Genomic DNA, 17,753 nt, shown 5'->3' on the forward strand with positions numbered 1-17,753 from the left:
GATCCTCCCAGCGTGATCTCAGCCGATGGCCGAGCACAGGTATTTGATTTCAAGATATTCATCGATGCCGTAGTGCGAGCCTTCGCGGCCCAAGCCGGACTGCTTCACGCCACCGAAAGGTGCGACTTCGTTGGAGATGAGGCCTGTATTGTGGCCCACCATGCCGTATTCGAGCGCTTCTGCGACACGCCATGTCCGGCGGACATTCTCGGTGTAGAAATAGGCCGCCAGACCAAATTCGGTGTCGTTCGCCATGGCGACCGCTTCGTCTTCCGTCCCGAACCGAAAGAGCGGGGCGACGGGTCCAAAGGTCTCCTCACGGGCAACCTTCATGGCCTGGGTTGCACCAGTCAGAACCGTTGGTTCGTAAAATGTGCCTCCAAGAGCATGGCGCTTTCCACCGGTGACGATCTTTGCTCCCTTGCCAAGGGCATCAGCAACGTGATCCTCGACCTTTGCCACGGCATCCTGGTCGATCAGTGGACCGATCAGAACACCAGGTTCCGTGCCCTCGCCGACGGACAGGCTTTCGACCCTTTTGACCAGCTTTTCCGCGAATGCGTCGTAAACACCATCCTGGACATAGATCCGGTTGGAGCACACGCAGGTCTGTCCGGCATTGCGGTATTTCGACACGATCGCGCCTTCAACGGCCGCATCCAGATCGGCATCATCAAAGACGATGAACGGCGCATTGCCACCAAGCTCCAGCGACAGTTTCTTGATCGTCGGGGCCGATTGCGCCATCAGCAGACGACCGACTTCAGTCGATCCGGTAAAGGAGATCTTTCGCACCGTGTCGCTTTCGGTAAATACCTTGCCGATATCGCGTGCGGCGCCCGTAACCACCTGGAAGACACCGGCGGGAACGCCCGCTTCTTCGGCGAGAACACCCAGAGCAAGTGCGGTGAGTGGCGTCTGTTCAGCCGGTTTGACGATCATCGTGCAGCCTGCGGCAAGTGCCGGGGCCGCCTTGCGGGTGATCATCGCGGCCGGGAAGTTCCATGGCGTGATCGCGGCGCAGACACCGATCGGCTGCTTCAGGATGGTAATGCGCTTGTCCGTGGTCGGCGAAGGAATGGTATCACCATAAACACGTTTGGCTTCCTCCGCGAACCATTCCACGAAAGATGCCGCATAAAGGGCTTCGCCCTTTGCTTCCGCAAACGGCTTTCCCTGCTCGGCAGTCATCAACGCACCAAGATCGTCAGCGTTCGCCACCATGAGATCAAACCATCGACGCAATATGGCAGCGCGGTCCTTCGCGGCCCGGCGGCTCCACTCGGAAAATGCCTTGCCTGCTGACTCGACTGCAGCTTCAACCTCATCTGCCGACAATGAAGGAACGTGGCCGATGATCATCGAGTTGACGGGATTTTCCACCGCAATCGTCTTGCCATCCGCAGCTTTCAGCCAGCGACCATTCACCAAGCAGGCATCACGCAACAGCGCCGCATTTTTTAGCTTGATCATCGACCTCTCCCGCACTAGAGTTCAACTAATTGAACTTGAATCATTAGAGTGAACTATGGGCCAAAGGGGCCAAGTGTGTCAAGGAAGGTGCATGGCTGAAGATCAACAATCGTCGCAAATATCAGACACTGTACCGGCACTCAGACGCGCCGTGCGTATTCTGGATCTTGTGGCAGGTTCCCCGCGGGACCTCACAGCAGCCGAGCTGACACGATTTCTGGATTTGCCCAAAAGCAGCGCGCATGGCTTGCTAGCGGTGATGACTGAGCTTGATCTTCTGGCGCGATCTGCCGATGGAACCCTGCGTATTGGACCTCACTCGCTCAGATGGGCGAACGGTTTTCTATCGCACCTCGATATCGTATCGACATTCAACGACCATCTCGCCCAGCGCCACGACCTCGATCCCTACACGGTGACCCTCACCGTCCGCGAGGGTGGCGAAGTCGTTTACATCGGCTGTCGCAACTCGGCCCAGCCGCTTGGACACACGTTTCGGATCGGTATGCGTCTGCCGGCGCCATTTACGGCCACCGGGAAGATCCTCCTGTCCGATCTGGGGCCCGGTGAATTGAGGATGCTGTTCTCTCAGTTTCCACAGCCTCTGACATCAAGGAGCGTTGCTGGCCTTTCGCAGCTTGAAGAGGAACTGGCTTTGACGCGCGCTCGCGGCTACTCCATCGACGATGGTCAGATCCGCGAAGGTATGCTTTGCATTGGGGCTGCCATACGCGATTACTCGGGAGCCGCATCTGCCGGCATTGCAATCAGTCTGATCCGCAGCGAAGCCAGCGACGAAAAAATCGCTAGCCTTGGTGAGGAGCTTCGCATCACTGCCAACGCGCTTTCTGAAAAGCTTGGGTACCGATCTCAGAAAGACTAGTCGTAACCTGTAGGGGTATGGTCGATGCCGACGAGACCAGCTTTGCTCCGGTACCCCAGCTAGCCCGCGTGCAGAGTACGGCTGCGCCTCGCGCACTCCGGATCGAAAACAAAAAAATACATCGTGATGTGTTGAGCGCCAAGGGAAGGGACCTCGGTCCGGAGATGCACGATCCACCGCCTTACCTGATGCCCAACTGGAACGAAGCCGAACAATCGGTTGTCATCACAGGTCATGGACCTCCGCTACGGTGCGAAAACCTGCGTGCGCGTCTCCACGAACTTGCCAATAATTTCTCAGCAATTGCAGTGCCAGAAGGCAGACCGGAGGTTCTCGACCCGGGGAAACCTGGCAAGAGTGAAAACGACGCTTATCGTTAGATCAAGGAACTCAAGACGACTCCTTCGGAGCCTGTCCGGGATGTCGCGCCGGCCCGGATAAGGCGGCGTCTATAAGCTCAGGCCCTGCTCCAGCCGATATCTCGGCAAACGCAGTTGAACTGGCTAATATCCGGTCATCTCCAGATAACCTTGTCCTGACGTGCTTCCATCAAACTCTATTGGCCCCTCCCAGTAGGGGGTTGACGTCGCCATCCAGGCTTTCTCGTTCAGGGGCTTCGTTTTTATGTCGAGGCCACGGCTGGGTATCTTCACGCTCCATTCGACCGGAATGCTCTTGCCGTTGATATCCGCGGTCCGCAACGGACTGAGCAAGACGTCTTTCGGATCGACGGGAGACGGCCTGCCATCGGCGGAAATCCAGTTGGCGGAGATGTAGCCGCTTTTGTCGTCACGCAGACGGAAGGCCATGAGTTTTTCGCCGGATGCAAGGTGAAGGGAAAACCAGTCCCATCCCGTCTGGCTCGAGGCTAGCGGTTGCGACGACCATTCCCGATCGAGCCACGCCCCGCCCGTTACCTCATGGGTTTCACCATCAAGAAAGACGCTGCCGCTAACACGGTAGAATGGCTGGGAGTAATAATAGCTTGCCTGGCCCTCTGCCGATTTAACGGAGTAGCCCTTGTCCCCCTGACGCACCAAAGGCCCGTGGGCCTGAAGTTTCAGACGATATCGGAAGCTCTCGCCACTGGCGTTCAAATCAAGCTGATCGAGGTCGTCCCGTGCATCGTCAGTCCCTGCCTTCATTTGCCAATTGTCAATCCAGGCGTCGAAGGGTCCGCCTTTGACCCCCGCCTGTCCCACGCCTCCCCGCGCCAGCCGTTCGGCAACATGGTGACGGCTGGCAGTCGTCACGGCTGCGTGGCCAATCCAAATTTGAGGGTCGGGCCATCCGGGGCGCTCCACAGGTTCAAGCGCAGAACGGAAAAGTGTCCATTGGACGCCCATGCGCTGTCCATCGGCCGTCTGCAGATTTGCAGTAACGTACCACCACTCGACCCTGAAATCCGGATGCGGCTTGTGGTCTTTTGGAAAGACGAGTTCAACGCCGCGTGTGGGAATGCTGAAGCCTTCAGCATTTGACCCGAGGCCCGCAAAGCCTTGCCCTATGACCGGCGTGGGCAAGGAAGTGCATGAAGCACAAAGGAGCAGGAGGACGGCTTTAGCGTTCACTGGCGAATATCCTCAGAAGATCGGCCGGCGCGGTTTTAGCAAGCCGTCGAACAGGGATCAGGACCGAAATGATGGCGGCGAGCAGGGCAACAAGACCCAGCCTCAGCCAGTCCAGCGGAAACAGGATCAGCGGCAGTCGCCATCCGAAAGCCTCTACATTGATGATTGCCAGCAAAACCCAGGCCAGTCCCAGCCCGACAGGGATGGCGGCAATGAATGTCACAATCCATAGCGCAAGAGTTCGCAGGACCTCCAGCATCGCAAGGTCGCGGCGACGAAGTCCAAGTGCCCAGACAGGAGCAAGCTGAGGCAATCGAAGCGAAGCGAGCGTAAGCTGGCTCGAAAACATGGCAAAACCCGCCACCGCGAGCGTGAGCACATTAAGCGCGCCGGTGACCGCAAACGTCTGTTCGAAGATTGCAGCAGACTGCCGTTTCAGCGAGACCTGGTCGACAATATTGGCTTCGGGCAGGCCGAACTCAGTCATGAGGCGTTGTCTGAAGCCCGCAACCTCCTGTGGCTGCATGCGAAGGCCGTATCTCAGCTTTTCCACGTCCGGGTAGTGCTGGACAAGGGCATCAAGACCAATGATGATTTCGCCCCTCGGATTGCCATAGTCGGAAAACACCCCGACGACGCGGGCTTTCCAGCCACCTGGCATTTCTATCTCTGCGCCGGGCGACGCCTTTCCTGACCTCCAGAACTGTTCGTTGACCAGTGTACCCTTCCCGCTCGCAATCTCGTCCCATGTTGCGGGCGCACCCGAAATCAACGGCCAATGATCTCTGTATGTCGCATCGTCAGCGACGCCGAAGATGCGAACCTTCTGCCCCGAAATTTCCCCTTCCGTACTCCAGATGGGTAGAACCGCCCTTGCGTGGTGTGGAAACCACTGCCGCAGACGCGCAGCTTCAGCCTCGTCACGGGCCGTCACATAGACCTCTGCGGCCAGGCGCTGATCGAGCCATCCCACAAAGGTTTGCCTGAAGCTTGAGACCATGGTGCCGACCCCGATATTGGCCGACAAAGCGAGCAGCAATGCCATCAGCGCCAGGGAAAGACCTGGCAGCTGCTGGCGCGTATCGGCGAAAAACCAGCGGGTCAGTCCCTGTCCGGAGATGTGTTCGGCCACTCTCATGCCCAGTGCCAGCAAGGTTGGAAGAATGAGTGCAGCGCCCAGAAGAAGCGCTGCAAGCACTGCGAAACCTGAAATGAGCCCGCCGCCCAGCAGCACAAGCGCGCCGGATACAAAAAGCAGAACCATCCCGGCGGCCGCCTGATGGAGGAGGCTTTTCGTGGACACCATCGCCCACGCCCTGCCCTGTGCCGTGGACAGTATCGGCATCCGCCAGACGCGGAGGAGATGTTGAAGCGAGGAGAGCCCGGTCCCCACCAGCGCCATTGCAAGGCCGGCGATCCACCATTCAGGCCGCAGCGAGAGTGAACCGGCAACACTGGCCCCGTAAAGACCACGCAGGGTCGCGGCCACGCCCGGCAATAGAGCCGATGCGACCACGTATCCGACAACAACGCCCAGCGCTCCCGATACCAGCGCAAAAAGCGCGGTTTCGATAACCAGCATCGCGGTCAGGGAGCGAAGCGACACCCCGAGCGACCGTATGGTCCTGAACGTGCCACGCCGTTGCTCGAACGACAGGCCCGTTGCCGAATATACGATGAAGAGACCGACAACGAAGGCAAGAAAACCAAAAGCCGTCAGGTTGAGATGAAAACTGTCCGTGAGGCTTGCGACATCGGGCCTGCTTCTTGCCTGTTCGAGTGAAAGTTCAGGGGCTATGTTTCCGATCGTCGGAAGATCGGGGTCTTGCGATGGCGAAACGATAAGCCGGCTCAGTTCACCATTGCGTTTCAACAAGCGGTCAGCCGTGGAAATATCGACAAATGCTGCGCCGTCGGGGAGATCCGCTCGTGCCTTAAGGGAAAGGCCAGAGGTAACATTTAATGTGGCAGCCGTTGCAGGCGAAACGATCATCTGTCCGGGCGTCTGGATGAATTCCACCAGCCCGGACGGATCAGATGGTGCAGGCACCATTCCGTCGGGTGGCATGGTCAGGGGGTCAATGCCGATAAGCCTGATACGCGTCGTACCAAACCTGTAATCGCCTTCAATGATCGGAGAGACGTGCAAACCCGCCTTCGAAGCCGGGCATATGTTTGCGAGGAAATTCTGCCGCCGTCCTTTGCCACCAGTTGATCCAGCTGGTTTTGCGCCAGGACCGAGGCCGCCCGGTCATAACTTGCTCTGGCTTCGGCATTGATTGCCTGGACCGCGCACCAAAGGCCGGTTGCAAGCGTGACGCCGACAACGAGGGTGAGAAGCTGAAGCGGTCGGTAGCGCCAGTGTGAGAGCAGCGCCCGGAAAGCGGTCCAGTTCATTGCGAAACCTTTCCACCACTCAGCGCGATACGCCGATCGAGTTTTACCGCCAACCGGCTGGAATGGGTCACCAGGAGGAGTGCGATCTGCGCGGACTTTGTCAGTCTCAACATAATATCGATGACGATATCAGCCGTCGCCTCGTCGAGATTACCTGTCGGCTCATCGGCAAGAATGAGGGGCAGTCTTGCCGCAAGCGTACGTCCGATCGCCACCCTTTGCTGCTGACCGCCGGAGAGCTGTTCGGGATAGCGTGCAAGCAGCTCTCCGATCCCCAGCGCCTCGACCAGGCTTTTTTCCCAGACCGGGTCGAAACGGCCCGCCAGCCGGGCGTGAAACGAGATATTGGATCCGACATCGAGGCTCGGAATGAGATTGAACTGCTGGAAGATTAAGCCCACCTCCCTGCGTCGGAAGCTCGCTCGACCGGCCTCGTCGAGATCGGTTATTTTCCGACCCCCCACCGTGATGATGCCACTGTCGGGCAAATCAAGGCCGCCGGCCAGATGCAAAAGCGTACTCTTTCCGCTGCCGGATTCCCCCGTCAGGGCAAGACTTTCGCCGGCTTCAAGTGAAAGGTCGACGCCGTTCAGGACCGGGATAATGCCTTCGGCTGTCTGGTAGGATTTCTTGATGCCGGAAAGTGAAAGGACCATGGCTCTTCGATCTCTGCTTCGTCCTATATGGACCGATATGCTGGCGGATCTCAACCGCTTTAGATACCGATATTCCACGCGCAGCCTAAACGACCGCACCGTTTCTGGCTGTAAAGTCGCCCTCCCCTCTGGCGTCTCCCCCCTCCCGTTCCGAGCGTGAGATGGCACCCGACACAAAAAACACTCGCCGTAGCCTTCCGACAGTCATGGCGGCTCCAGGGGCCGGATTGACCGACGAACTACATGATCAACGTGACGGTTTGTGTCGCAGCCCCTTCGATCATTTCTGAGCCGGGCAAAAGTGAGCGGCGTGGCGCTGAAGGCTGCCGAGGCAAAATTTCCTCAAAACTTGGGAGTATCCATGTCAGTCACGGGCATCCGATCACATATGACAGGCGCATACAGGCTTCACCCTGTTGAAAAATTGTCCTATGCTGTGGAAACATGACAGGCTGTGTGCATCCGGACGGCGAAGGTCGCCAAGGCAGTGTCCGGCCACAAGCAACTTCTAAACTCGGCCGGACTCTCATTGGAGAGTCGTCATGTCGGAACAATCTTTTGCAACGCCGTCCTTGCCGTTCGTACGTGTAGAAACCTGCGACGGAATACACGCCGCTGTCGCCTTTGAGGTGATGCGTGATCACTATGGGGTTTATGCTGCGACAGCAGCGGCATGGTGCGCCATCGAAGCACGTGGCGACGGTAAGGATGACCATTATCGTTTCTGGTTTGGTCTTTTTTGCGATCTTCGCAAGGCGTCCCCGGTCTTCTCTCTTCAGTTGCCACCAGCCTTCAACATTCCAGGAATTTCTGAGCTCTCCGGAATTCCGTCCGCGGAGAACAGGTGCGACTGCCTCTCGGTGCTGCTCAAATCCCGGCATGTCGGAAACACAATTATTCGCGAAATACGATCAATAATAAAAAACTAATATTGGATTTGGCGCGGCAGCGTAGCCAATGTCTGCCAGCAAATTGCGAAAAATCAATCCATTACGAGGGCGAACGATGAAACGTGGAATCCTGTTTGTTACATTTGTAGCTGCAACCGGCCTGGTCAGATCTGCAGACGCAGAGCAGTTGATCGTCAACAGCTATGGTGGACCTTACGAAGATATCATCCGGGATCGGATCATCGAGCCCTTCGAAAAAGAATTCGGCGTGAAGGTTATCTACGACGCGGTTGGATCCGCGTCGCAGGACTTGTCATCGAAGAAGCGCCAGCCAGCGGCCTGCAGCAGCCGATTGATTTTGATCCTCGCCGTCGCTTCCTTGGCGTAGTACCAACGCCAATCCCCCGGGAAAATTCAGCCATCATTGCGCCTTCGGAATAAACCCCACAGTAAATCCGAACAATCGCCCAATCTTCCCTAAAGTTTCGAGGGTTGGGTTCGCCGTCCCGGCTTCGATCTCAGCAACTTGGCGCCTGGTGAGCGATAGCGTCTTGGCGAATTCGTCCTGCGTCAAACCAAGCCCCTTTCGGATTTCAACAACAGCCTCAGGTAACCTCAAGTCGCCAGTCCGAGCGCGTTCCGCCAGTGTTCGCCGGTTCTCAAGAATTTCCTCTTTCGTTGGCTTTTTCCATCGAGCCATTTAGCTGTCCTCCGGCATCACTGGCACGCCGCCAGAACGCTCTCCGCGATTTCAATGCAGCGTCCCATTGCACGCTCTAGAATTTCCGGAGACCCACCCATATCTTTCGCCATAGCCGGTGTTTGCCGGAGGTATTCGGCAAACACGGAAAGCTCAGCTGCGAGCGCATTCTGCTCATCTGGATCAGGGATCAGTTCAGCGCAAATGCGTTTCCAATCGGGAAGGTGATCGCGACCACCGTCCCGCATCATGGCCCAGCGGGTGGAACGAACGATCCCCTCTTTGGCAATCCGCATTGGCGCGAAGTCAAAGAGCGGAGACAGGCGGATCGTGCCGTCCTGGTGCTTACTCAGTGCAGAATTTCGGCCATGATTATCGGGATTGCCGAGCGCCAAATTGGCGATGTCCCGCTCCAGGTATTCGACAATGTCCGCGAAAGGATTGGCAGAATATTGGCGCAAAACATCGATGTAGGCCTCGTGCGAGCCGACATGACCGAAATCAGCAACCCCGATCGCGGATACCAGGCTTTCTTGGCCCAGCCTAACGGTTCCGCCACCTTCTTTTTTCTTCCGGTCGAACCGAGGAATGATCAGGACACTTTCGGCATAGGTCGAAGGTTCGTGCACATTCAGGCCGATCTCTTGAGCGATCCGCGAATAGAGAGCTTCGCCTTCGAGTATAAGGCGGTCCACGGGCTCGTTGCTGCGGACCAGCTTGACAATGACGTGGCGCACGGCCTCATCGTCAGTTACGAAGCTGTCGAGATAATAGAGACCGTCCTTCGCTTGGGTCATCGAGACCTTAGGCCATTCGCCTTGCAGGCCACTTGAGCCAGAGGCGAGCATTCCGAAGCGATCGGCGACTTCCATGAAACGATCCGAGCGCTCAAGGATTTCCGCTTCTGTAACCCCTTGGCGCTCAACACCGCGCAGCCGTTCCGTCTCGGCCTCCGCCGCTTCTTTGATCCGGATATTGCCTATGCCGCCCGTCGCCGATCGCAGAAGCAGCGGGAGATCGGAAGCGCGCGAGCCTTCAGCAAGACTGAGATGCTCGGCAAGCTTTCGCCTTGCATGCCCCTGGGGCATAAGATCCAAGAGGAAGGGCGGCCAGCTGCGGCTATATCGATTTTCGAGATCAACGGGATATCGGACAGATAACGCGCGATGGTCGCGAACCGTTTTTCCACCCGCGAACTCCGCAGATGCAACTGTGACGAAATAGTCGAGATCGTAATCGACGATGGACGCGCCCTGGAAGCCGGCCGCGTCATCTTTAAGTTCTAGCGTCGCGGCGTGATGCCACTGGCCATAAAAATGGGTTTGGAGCGTTAGGCGCATTAATTGACCCTTTCAATGGTTCAATTAATGCATATTTTCAATTTATTCAACCCATCAAAGTGGGTTGAATAACTGCCCTTGGAACTGCAAGCTACTGAAGCGGTCATTAAAACTCCTGATCCGGCTGACCATCTTCCGGCCACGCAACGCATTGCCGTAAGCCAACAGCATGAGGGACAAGCTCAGCACAGGTGTTAGCCATTCATTGGTTAAAGAGGATAACGCCGCGGGCGCGGTCGAGTACACGCCGGTGGCGCTCTGCTACGATGTTCTGGCTTGCGTGCATGCGGACAACCTGCTGCAGCACCTTCAACTGTTCCCGCATTACCTCGAACGCACGGCGCTGAGCAGGCGGCACGCGATTGATAACATCCAGCTCTCCACGCAGGATAGCATTGCGGCCGAAGCGCTCGTCGAGGGCGCGGCTCACGGTTGCAAACTCCTTACTAATGGCGGGATCGAGCGAGCCCGCAGCGACGTCGAGCCTGCCGTTCTTTTTCTTCATCGCCACTGAGAGTTCTCTCAGTGCATCTTCGGCGGACGGCGACAGTCCCGGGATGCCAATGCTCATGCGCTGGCGCTCCTCAGTGATCGCCTCCCTCTCTGCATCAAATGCGGCCCTAAATGAGGTGGCCAATAACCGCACACGGCTTGCCGCCTCCGGGACGGCACGGAAAGCCTCCTTCCGCTCCTGGCCGACAGCGAGCAATTTGTCCATGATACGGCCGGAGCCTCGCAACGCGCCGTAGGCAGCGGGATCATTGCTGATGGCCGCAGCGATCCGCTCACCGGCAAAGCCCTTCAGGATCAGAACTTCAATCTTTCCGACAGCACCTGCCGGATCGCGCCAGATACGCGCTGCCGCGTTCGCAAGGGCGGCGCGATTTTGACTGTAGTGAGGAACAGCTCGCGCCCTCTCCCGCGCCTCGTGGTCGATCGGGGTTTCAAACTCTGTTACAGCTGCAAGCATTGGCAACACCGGCACCGTCTCTTTCCCAGGCACGACGCTGGCGCCGGTAACGATCCTGGAGCGATCTTTCCTTTCGGCAAGATGCTGTTCTTCGGCAAAGCGGCGTATGGCGGCAAAAAGACGATTGAGCTTTTCGCGCCGGTCGAGGTCAAGGTCGTCCGGCATGCGCTCGATCATGTTGCGCTGGGCAACAGTGTCTGCCTTGTCGGTGAAGGCGGACCAGCCGAAGCGAGCGTTGAGAGCGTCGTTGACCCCCCTCACCTCTTGAACAAAAAGGCGATCCTCCGCCGCGTAGGCGAAGGCCGTCTTGTAGGCATCCTTGCCACCGCGCTCGCGTACTGCTTCGATTTCGGCAAGGCGCGCCATAGCCGGTTTGGAAAGCGCCGGGATCGACAACGACATATGCGCGCGCCGTTGCTCCTCTCGCATGCCGAAGCGTTCGACCTGGCGGCGGAACTCTGTGGCATGGGCACGCGCCAGCGGTAGCAATTCGGACAATGCCGACACCGCCTCATCGCGCTCGGAGCGGGCCGCGCGGCCATCGACAAGAAGATTCGATCCACGCAGACGGCCGAGACGCTGCGGCGAGGCCTCAAGATCGTCGGCAAGCTCGCGGGGCGCAATCCGCGCGTCGGAGGCAAGCGCGTTCAGTCTTGCAAGCGCACCTTCGGGATCGCGATAGATCTTTTGCAAGACTGGGCGAAGAATGGCGTCGCGTTCCTTCCAGTGATCCGAGCGAAGCTGCGCGCGGCGGGCATCCTCGCCGACACTACGGGAAAACAATGTTTTCGGCGGGATGAGATATTGTCGATCCGTCGGAATTTTTGCCGTCCGGGTTTCGGCTCGTTCCTCACTATAGGAAACACGCTTCTCGCTTTCGATCGCGAAGCCGAGCGCCACGCTCGCCCGCTCCCAAAGCTTCGCCACTTGCTCGCGCTTCTGCGCCAGCCACGCCAGTTGCCGCGCCGCTCCGTCCTCCATCCAGGCTGCGACCCCAGAGAGCGTATCGATACCGCGACGCTGGGCAAAATCGCGGGCGTGCGCCCGGTAGCCGGCCTCGCTCTCGAAATCGAGCGACGTCGTCTTGGCGCCGGAGCGGCCAAGACGCTCCACCAACTGCTTGAACAGTTCCGGCCGATCGTTCTCCTCCTCGATGCGCTGCCGGCGAACCTCTGCCGTTTCGATCTGCTTGGTAGTCCAGACGTTTCGATCGACCGTCCGTTCCTCGAACCTCTTCTCTCCGGTTTTCTCGTCGATGACGGGCACCATCACCGTCACCCGTTCGACACCGTCCTTGCGCAGCGTCACCGTGTCGCCTTCCGAGACGCCGGCCTCCTCCAGGGCCTTCGGAAGGCTTACGCCCCAGAGCCGATGCACGCTTCCGTCGTCCGTTTTCACATCGGCGTAGGGGCTTTTATCGGCATCCTCGTCTTGCGGCCTGAACTTCGCATTGCCGGTTCCGACCAGCTCGCCCGTGACGCCTGCGGCGTGATCAACCCGGGATATTTTGCCCCATCCCGGCTTCGGCTCAAAGTCCTCGCGAGCGGCATAAAGATCGGCCCGGTCGCGATGGCGTGTCATCGACACGTATGTCAGGTGCTGATCCATCAGCCCGGTTGCGAGCACGAATGTCCTGTCGACGGTCGCACCTTGAGACTTGTGAATGGTCGCAGCATAGCCGTGATCGACATTGCGATAGCTGTCTTCGCTGATGATGACATCCCGGCCATTATCGAGACGGACCGATAGTAGTGGGCCGCCGTGCGTGTCGCCGGTGGAGACGACCGTGCCGAGCATGCCGTTCTTGACATATTGAGGCCCAAGCCTTTGCGCGCGCGGCTCGAGGAACCGGGCGTTTTCGAGGAAGATGATCCGGTCGCCGACGGCGAACTCCCGCACGCCTCGCTCCGTGTAAAATTCACGAGAGACGGTCAGGGCGCCTTCATCTTTCATGACGTTGCGCAGCGCTTCATTGAGCCGCCTTACGTCGTCATTGGTATGGGCGAGAACGAGCAGTTCGTCACCACGCATGCGAACCGACTGTTCTTTATCGGCATATTGCTGGATGAGATCGCGGCGAGCGCGCGTCCAGTCAGCAACGATGCGCTCCACAGCTTCAGCCCGGCTCTCCGCCTCGACAATATGCCCCCGCTGCGCATAAGCATCCAGCCCCTCCTCAACCTTGCCGCGGGCGAAAAGACGGGAGGCCTCTCGCGCCCACTCTTCACGCTGGCGCCGCACACCTGCAAGTTCGGCAGAACCGATCCGTTCGGAAATCGCCCGAAAGGCTGCGCCGGCCTGGATCGGCTGAAGCTGCATTGCATCGCCGACCAGAACCACCTTGGCTCCAGCCTCCTCGGCGCGCTTGAGCACACGCGCCATCTGCTGCGACGAGACCATGCCGGCTTCATCGATGACAAAGATGTCCCGCCGGTCGAGGAGATCGCGTCCTGTCTCCCAAGCCATTTCCCATGAGGCGAGCGTGCGCGATCTGATGCCGGAACTATCCTCAAGCCCTTCGGCCGCCTTGCCAGCAAGCGCCGCCCCGAAGACGCGGTAGTTGTCGCTCTCCCAGGCGACGCGCGCCGCGGCAAGCAGCGTCGATTTTCCCGCACCGGCATGCCCGACCACAGCGGCGATGCCAGTGTCGCCGGCGACATGATGGACAGCCTCCACCTGTTCGCGATCAAGCGTGAACGGATTTTCCGGATTGCCGGTTTCTATGGTTCTGACAGCCGCCGCAATTTTCGCGTTGGCGACGCCGAAGCCCTTGCGCCGGGCCAGAACTTCCGCCGACTGCGCCATGTCGTATTCGGTGCGCAGGATATCGCGTGTGGTGAAGACCGCAGGTTCGGCCACCTTGCCGGTCTGCAGGTTCGCCTGTTGCGGCTTCAACAGTACGAGATCATTAGAGGCCATCAGCTTGGAGCGTATGTTGGCGAAATCAGCGGGATCGTCGACATAGCGGTGCAGAGCCTTGGCGATGTCCCGTTCATCGAAGGTGGAGCGCTCGTTGCCGAGTTGTTGCAGGAGTAGATGCGGATCGGCCAGCAACCGGTCGGCCATCTCCTGCCGGCGCGCGAGATCGGCCGGCGCGAAATACATCGCGACACCCTTGCGGGCGAGCGCTGCCTTTTCCGGCCCGAGATGTTTCTGGGCAATCCCGTCGAGCCCCTGTTCGGCATAGGAACGCCCGTCGAGGCGGATCTCATGGCCGGCAAGCGCCAGATGCCGATTGGCCGTATCCGCCCAGGCGATCTTCCATGCCTTCATGGTTTCCTTGTCGCCGGCCCAGAGCCTGTAGACGATCTTGCCCTTCGGTCGGTCCGGCGTGACGACCCGCAACGGCTCGCCGTCGGCGCCAAGCACCGGCACTTTCTTCGGCCCGAAACCCTGTTCCGTCAGAGGTCGAAGCGCGGTCATCAGGTGGATGTGTGGATTGCCTTGCCTGTCATGATAAACCCAGTCGGCGATCATGCCCTTGGACGTCAGGTTGTCCCGGACGAACTCGCGCACAAGGGCGATGTTCTCTGATCGCGTCAACTCTTCCGGAAGCGCGATGATCAACTCGCGGGCAAGCTGCGCGTCGGCACGAGTTTCGAATGCGTCCACTGCATTCCAAAGAGCCTCGCTGGCCGCAACGACGCTCTTCCCATCGATGGCCGCGCGCAGCCAGGCCGGTACCTGGTCCGGCAGCGCCAACTCCTCGTGTTTCAGTTCGGCGCCGCCGCCACGGTAACTGAAGGAGGTTCCGGCCTGTTCGTCCATCATCCGCGCCCGATGACGATAGGCGGCGGCCGAAACGATACTGCGTCCCGCTCCCCTGCTGATCACCTGCGCTCTGACGAACATGATCGCCACTGACGTCTCCAGTCCTTCCAGGCACGTCGCGTCAGCGACGTATATTGCGCCCTCAAATCAATCGGCCTGACAAGACCGATGCTGCTTTTCCAGGAGACGGCCCTGCTGGGATTTCCAATATCGACGTTTGTGGGCTTGTGTACGGTAGCGCTTTTGACTACGATTTTCTAGTCAGTTAAATGACGGGACGAAAATTTCCAAAGACGTTGAAAGGACTTGCCTATGGCCGCCAAGCCTGCGCTCATGGATATTGATGCTCAAATCGAGAAGCTTCGCGAACGAAGAAAAACTTTAATAGTAAAATCAGCTGATCGTTTCGCGCGTGCGGCAACGAAGTCGGGATTGGCAGAGATGGAGATCGCTGACGAGGAGGTGGATCGCATCTTCGACGAGATCGCAGCACGATTTCGCAACGGCGAGAAGAAGCAGGCCGCTGGCTCACCTGCTTCGCCGCGTGGAAAGGCAAATGGAGCGACTGGTTCGGAAACGGAGGCTCCACATGACAGCTGACCGAAAGAAGGGAGCGAGAGAAAAGTTCTTGCTCGGCGACATTGTCGTTCGCGCGGGCCTGTCGAACGCCGATCGGGCTTTCCTGCTTGGCGGGCTTCTCGAAATGAAGCGGGTCGTGCCGGGGACACCTGAACATCGGCGTATTCGCGATATCGGGGAGCTCGCCTTCAGGGCCGCGGCATCCAGCGGCAGTTTAGAACGCTTTGCGAAGGCGTCGGAATGAAGGGAAAGGCCAAACCTCATCCAAGCCTGTTGCTTATCATCGTTCCCATCGTCGTCACCGGTTTTACCTTTTACGCCGCCCACTGGCGCTGGCCTGAATTGGCGACCGGCATCACCGGCAAGCCGCAATACTGGTTCCTGCGGGCGTCACCGTTACCGGTCCTTTTGTTCGGGCCTCTGGCTGGATTGCTGGCGGTCTGGGCGCTGCCCCTCCATCGGCGAAGGCCCGTGGCATTGGCAAGCTTTCTCTGCTTTTTCCTGATGGCCGGCTTTTACGGGATGCGCGAGTTCGGGCGGCTTCAGCCGCTCGTAGAGAGCGGTGTGCTGACCTGGGATCAGGCGCTATCATTCGTCGACATGATTGCGGTCGTTGGCGCAGCGATGGGATTCATGGCGGCCGCGGTCGCGGCGCGCATCTCCAGCGTCGTGCCCGAACAGGTGACGCGCGCCAGGCGCGGAACATTCGGAGATGCAGACTGGCTGCCGATGTCGGCGGCGGCACGGCTGTTTCCCGATGATGGCGAAATCGTCATCGGCGAGCGCTACAGGGTCGACAAGGAACTCGTCCATGAGTTGCCGTTCGATCCGAACGATCCGGCCACCTGGGGACGTGGTGGCAAAGCCCCGCTGCTGACCTACGCCCAGGATTTCGATTCGACTCACATGCTTTTCTTCGCGGGCTCCGGTGGCTTCAAAACCACCAGCAACGTCGTGCCGACGGCGCTCAGATATACGGGTCCCCTCATTTGCCTGGATCCGTCCACCGAGGTGGCCCCGATGGTCGTTGACCACCGAAGAGATAAACTCAACCGAGAGGTTGTTGTGCTCGATCCGGCAAATCCGGTCATGGGATTTAACGTGCTCGACGGAATCGAGCACTCGCTAAAAAAGGAAGAGGACATTGTCGGCATTGCGCACATGTTACTCTCGGAAAGCTTGCGCTTCGAATCGTCGACTGGCTCTTACTTCCAATCGCAGGCGCACAATCTGCTGACTGGTCTTCTAGCGCATGTGATGCTGTCACCGGAATATGCAGGACGGCGAAACCTGCGCAGCCTGCGCCAGATCGTCTCCGAGCCGGAAACGTCCGTGCTCGCCATGCTGCGCGACGTACAGGAACACTCCACGTCCGCCTTCATTCGCGAAACGCTCGGCGTTTTTGTTAACATGACCGAGCAAACGTTCTCAGGCGTCTATTCGACGGCATCGAAAGATACGCAATGGCTGTCGCTCGATAATTACGCGGCACTGGTTTGCGGCAACACGTTCAAATCGAGCGAGATCGCTGGCGGAAAGAAAGACGTGTTTATCAATATCCCCGCATCGATCCTGCGGTCCTATCCCGGTATCGGTCGGGTGATCATCGGCTCGCTGATCAACGCGATGGTCGAAGCGGATGGTGCGTTCACGAGGCGAGCGTTGTTCATTTTGGACGAAGTCGATCTGCTTGGCTACATGCGCGTGCTTGAAGAGGCTCGCGATCGCGGTCGCAAGTATGGCGTCAGCATGATGCTGATGTACCAGTCCGTCGGGCAACTGGAACGGCACTTCGGAAAGGACGGCGCGGTCTCATGGATCGACGGCTGCGCTTTCGCGAGCTACGCAGCAATCAAGGCACTGGATACCGCCCGCAACGTCTCAGCCCAATGTGGAGAAATGACTGTCGAAGTCAAAGGCAGTTCTCGCAATCTCGGCTGGGGTGCGAAAAACAGCGCATCGCTCAAATCAGAAAACATCAATTTCCAGCGCCGCCCGTTGATAATGCCGCACGAAATCACCCAATCGATGCGCAAGGACGAGCAGATCATTATCGTCCAGGGCCATAGTCCGATCCGCTGCGGGCGGGCGATCTATTTCAGGCGGAAGGACATGGATATGCACGCCAGGCCCAACAGGTTTGCCAAGCTGGGACCTTGACGGCCCAGGCGTTTTCTTGCGGACCGTATTCGGCTTCTATTGGCCATTTCGTTGCCTTCATCAGCGCCAGTGCCGCGTCTATCGCCTTCTAGCGCTTCGATCAGGTCGTTGTGTCTCGTTGAAGGATGAGCATGGACACCGAAGAATTGACGATGTGCTAGCTCAACCCGTCCTAGTGCCTCTCCAGCGTAGATGACAGATGCTCCTGTATCGTAGTCGTCGCGGTCGCCGCAATGGATGCCATTTGATCCTCCTTTTTCGAAAACATGCGATGCCTGAACATGGACCTACTGACGATTGGAAGCGAAGACAGCTCGCCATCTGATTTACCGGCTGTGCTCACCTCGACGATCGCGCCCGGAC

General features: G+C 58.6%; 12 protein-coding genes and 1 pseudogene. 6 read left to right on the plus strand and 7 right to left on the minus strand.

Annotated features, from left to right (window positions below):
* Positions 1 to 18 precede the first annotated feature (18 nt).
* The gene (locus MRBLRC7O_RS24545) at positions 19 to 1,473 is read right to left on the minus strand and encodes an NAD-dependent succinate-semialdehyde dehydrogenase (RefSeq protein ID WP_112540317.1); all 1,455 of its coding nucleotides are present in this window, start codon (positions 1,471 to 1,473) and stop codon (positions 19 to 21) included.
* A gap of 55 nt (positions 1,474 to 1,528) precedes the next feature.
* Here MRBLRC7O_RS24545 and blcR point away from each other — a divergent pair, with 55 nt between their 5' ends.
* Entirely contained in the window at positions 1,529 to 2,356 is an 828-nt protein-coding gene (gene blcR, locus MRBLRC7O_RS24550) for an IclR family transcriptional regulator BlcR (RefSeq protein WP_080865273.1), read from the plus strand.
* A 503-nt stretch (positions 2,357 to 2,859) separates the two neighbouring features.
* Here blcR and MRBLRC7O_RS24555 read toward each other — a convergent pair.
* The 3 genes and pseudogenes from MRBLRC7O_RS24555 to MRBLRC7O_RS24565 all read right to left on the minus strand — a co-directional run bounded on the left by MRBLRC7O_RS24555 (position 2,860) and on the right by MRBLRC7O_RS24565 (position 6,980).
* Positions 2,860 to 3,927: a lipocalin-like domain-containing protein gene (locus MRBLRC7O_RS24555; protein ID WP_112540316.1), complete on the minus strand. Its 1,068-nt coding sequence runs from the start codon at positions 3,925 to 3,927 to the stop codon at positions 2,860 to 2,862.
* A pseudogene (locus MRBLRC7O_RS24560) lies at positions 3,917 to 6,324 on the minus strand (ABC transporter permease). The gene MRBLRC7O_RS24555 and the pseudogene MRBLRC7O_RS24560 overlap by 11 nt, the downstream one beginning before the upstream one ends.
* Positions 6,321 to 6,980 (minus strand): ABC transporter ATP-binding protein, encoded by a 660-nt coding sequence (locus MRBLRC7O_RS24565; protein ID WP_112540314.1) that lies wholly within the window; start codon positions 6,978 to 6,980, stop codon positions 6,321 to 6,323. Before MRBLRC7O_RS24565 ends, MRBLRC7O_RS24560 begins: the two are co-directional and overlap by 4 nt.
* Before the next feature lie 542 nt (positions 6,981 to 7,522).
* Here MRBLRC7O_RS24565 and MRBLRC7O_RS24570 point away from each other — a divergent pair.
* Complete coding sequence (locus tag MRBLRC7O_RS24570) at positions 7,523 to 7,909, plus strand: Y4oE-related protein (protein WP_112967415.1); 387 nt, start codon at positions 7,523 to 7,525, stop codon at positions 7,907 to 7,909.
* A 76-nt stretch (positions 7,910 to 7,985) separates the two neighbouring features.
* Positions 7,986 to 8,258, plus strand: a complete 273-nt coding sequence (locus MRBLRC7O_RS24575) for a hypothetical protein (protein ID WP_409338807.1) — start codon at positions 7,986 to 7,988, stop codon at positions 8,256 to 8,258.
* A gap of 33 nt (positions 8,259 to 8,291) precedes the next feature.
* Here MRBLRC7O_RS24575 and MRBLRC7O_RS24580 read toward each other — a convergent pair whose 3' ends face one another.
* The 3 genes from MRBLRC7O_RS24580 to traA form a co-directional block, all read right to left on the minus strand.
* Positions 8,292 to 8,570: a helix-turn-helix transcriptional regulator gene (locus tag MRBLRC7O_RS24580; RefSeq protein ID WP_112540312.1), complete on the minus strand. Its 279-nt coding sequence runs from the start codon at positions 8,568 to 8,570 to the stop codon at positions 8,292 to 8,294.
* Positions 8,571 to 8,587: 17 nt separating this feature from the next.
* The gene (locus MRBLRC7O_RS24585; protein WP_112540310.1) at positions 8,588 to 9,910 is read right to left on the minus strand and encodes a type II toxin-antitoxin system HipA family toxin; all 1,323 of its coding nucleotides are present in this window, start codon (positions 9,908 to 9,910) and stop codon (positions 8,588 to 8,590) included.
* A gap of 202 nt (positions 9,911 to 10,112) precedes the next feature.
* A complete protein-coding gene (gene traA / locus MRBLRC7O_RS24590; RefSeq protein WP_112540308.1) occupies positions 10,113 to 14,741 on the minus strand; it encodes a Ti-type conjugative transfer relaxase TraA in 4,629 nt (1,542 codons plus the stop codon).
* A 222-nt stretch (positions 14,742 to 14,963) separates the two neighbouring features.
* Here traA and MRBLRC7O_RS24595 point away from each other — a divergent pair, with 222 nt between their 5' ends.
* From MRBLRC7O_RS24595 to traG, 3 genes are read left to right on the plus strand one after another with little or no spacing between them, the layout of a single operon-like run.
* The gene (locus MRBLRC7O_RS24595; RefSeq protein ID WP_111797285.1) at positions 14,964 to 15,251 is read left to right on the plus strand and encodes a TraC family protein; all 288 of its coding nucleotides are present in this window, start codon (positions 14,964 to 14,966) and stop codon (positions 15,249 to 15,251) included.
* The gene (locus MRBLRC7O_RS24600) at positions 15,241 to 15,474 is read left to right on the plus strand and encodes a conjugal transfer protein TraD (protein ID WP_065704100.1); all 234 of its coding nucleotides are present in this window, start codon (positions 15,241 to 15,243) and stop codon (positions 15,472 to 15,474) included. Before MRBLRC7O_RS24595 ends, MRBLRC7O_RS24600 begins: the two co-directional genes overlap by 11 nt.
* Positions 15,471 to 17,390 (plus strand): Ti-type conjugative transfer system protein TraG, encoded by a 1,920-nt coding sequence (traG, locus tag MRBLRC7O_RS24605; RefSeq protein ID WP_112540306.1) that lies wholly within the window; start codon positions 15,471 to 15,473, stop codon positions 17,388 to 17,390. Before MRBLRC7O_RS24600 ends, traG begins: the two co-directional genes overlap by 4 nt.
* Positions 17,391 to 17,753: the final 363 nt, after the last annotated feature.

Source organism: Agrobacterium radiobacter, from assembly GCF_040801995.1.
GTDB lineage: Bacteria > Pseudomonadota > Alphaproteobacteria > Rhizobiales > Rhizobiaceae > Agrobacterium > Agrobacterium radiobacter.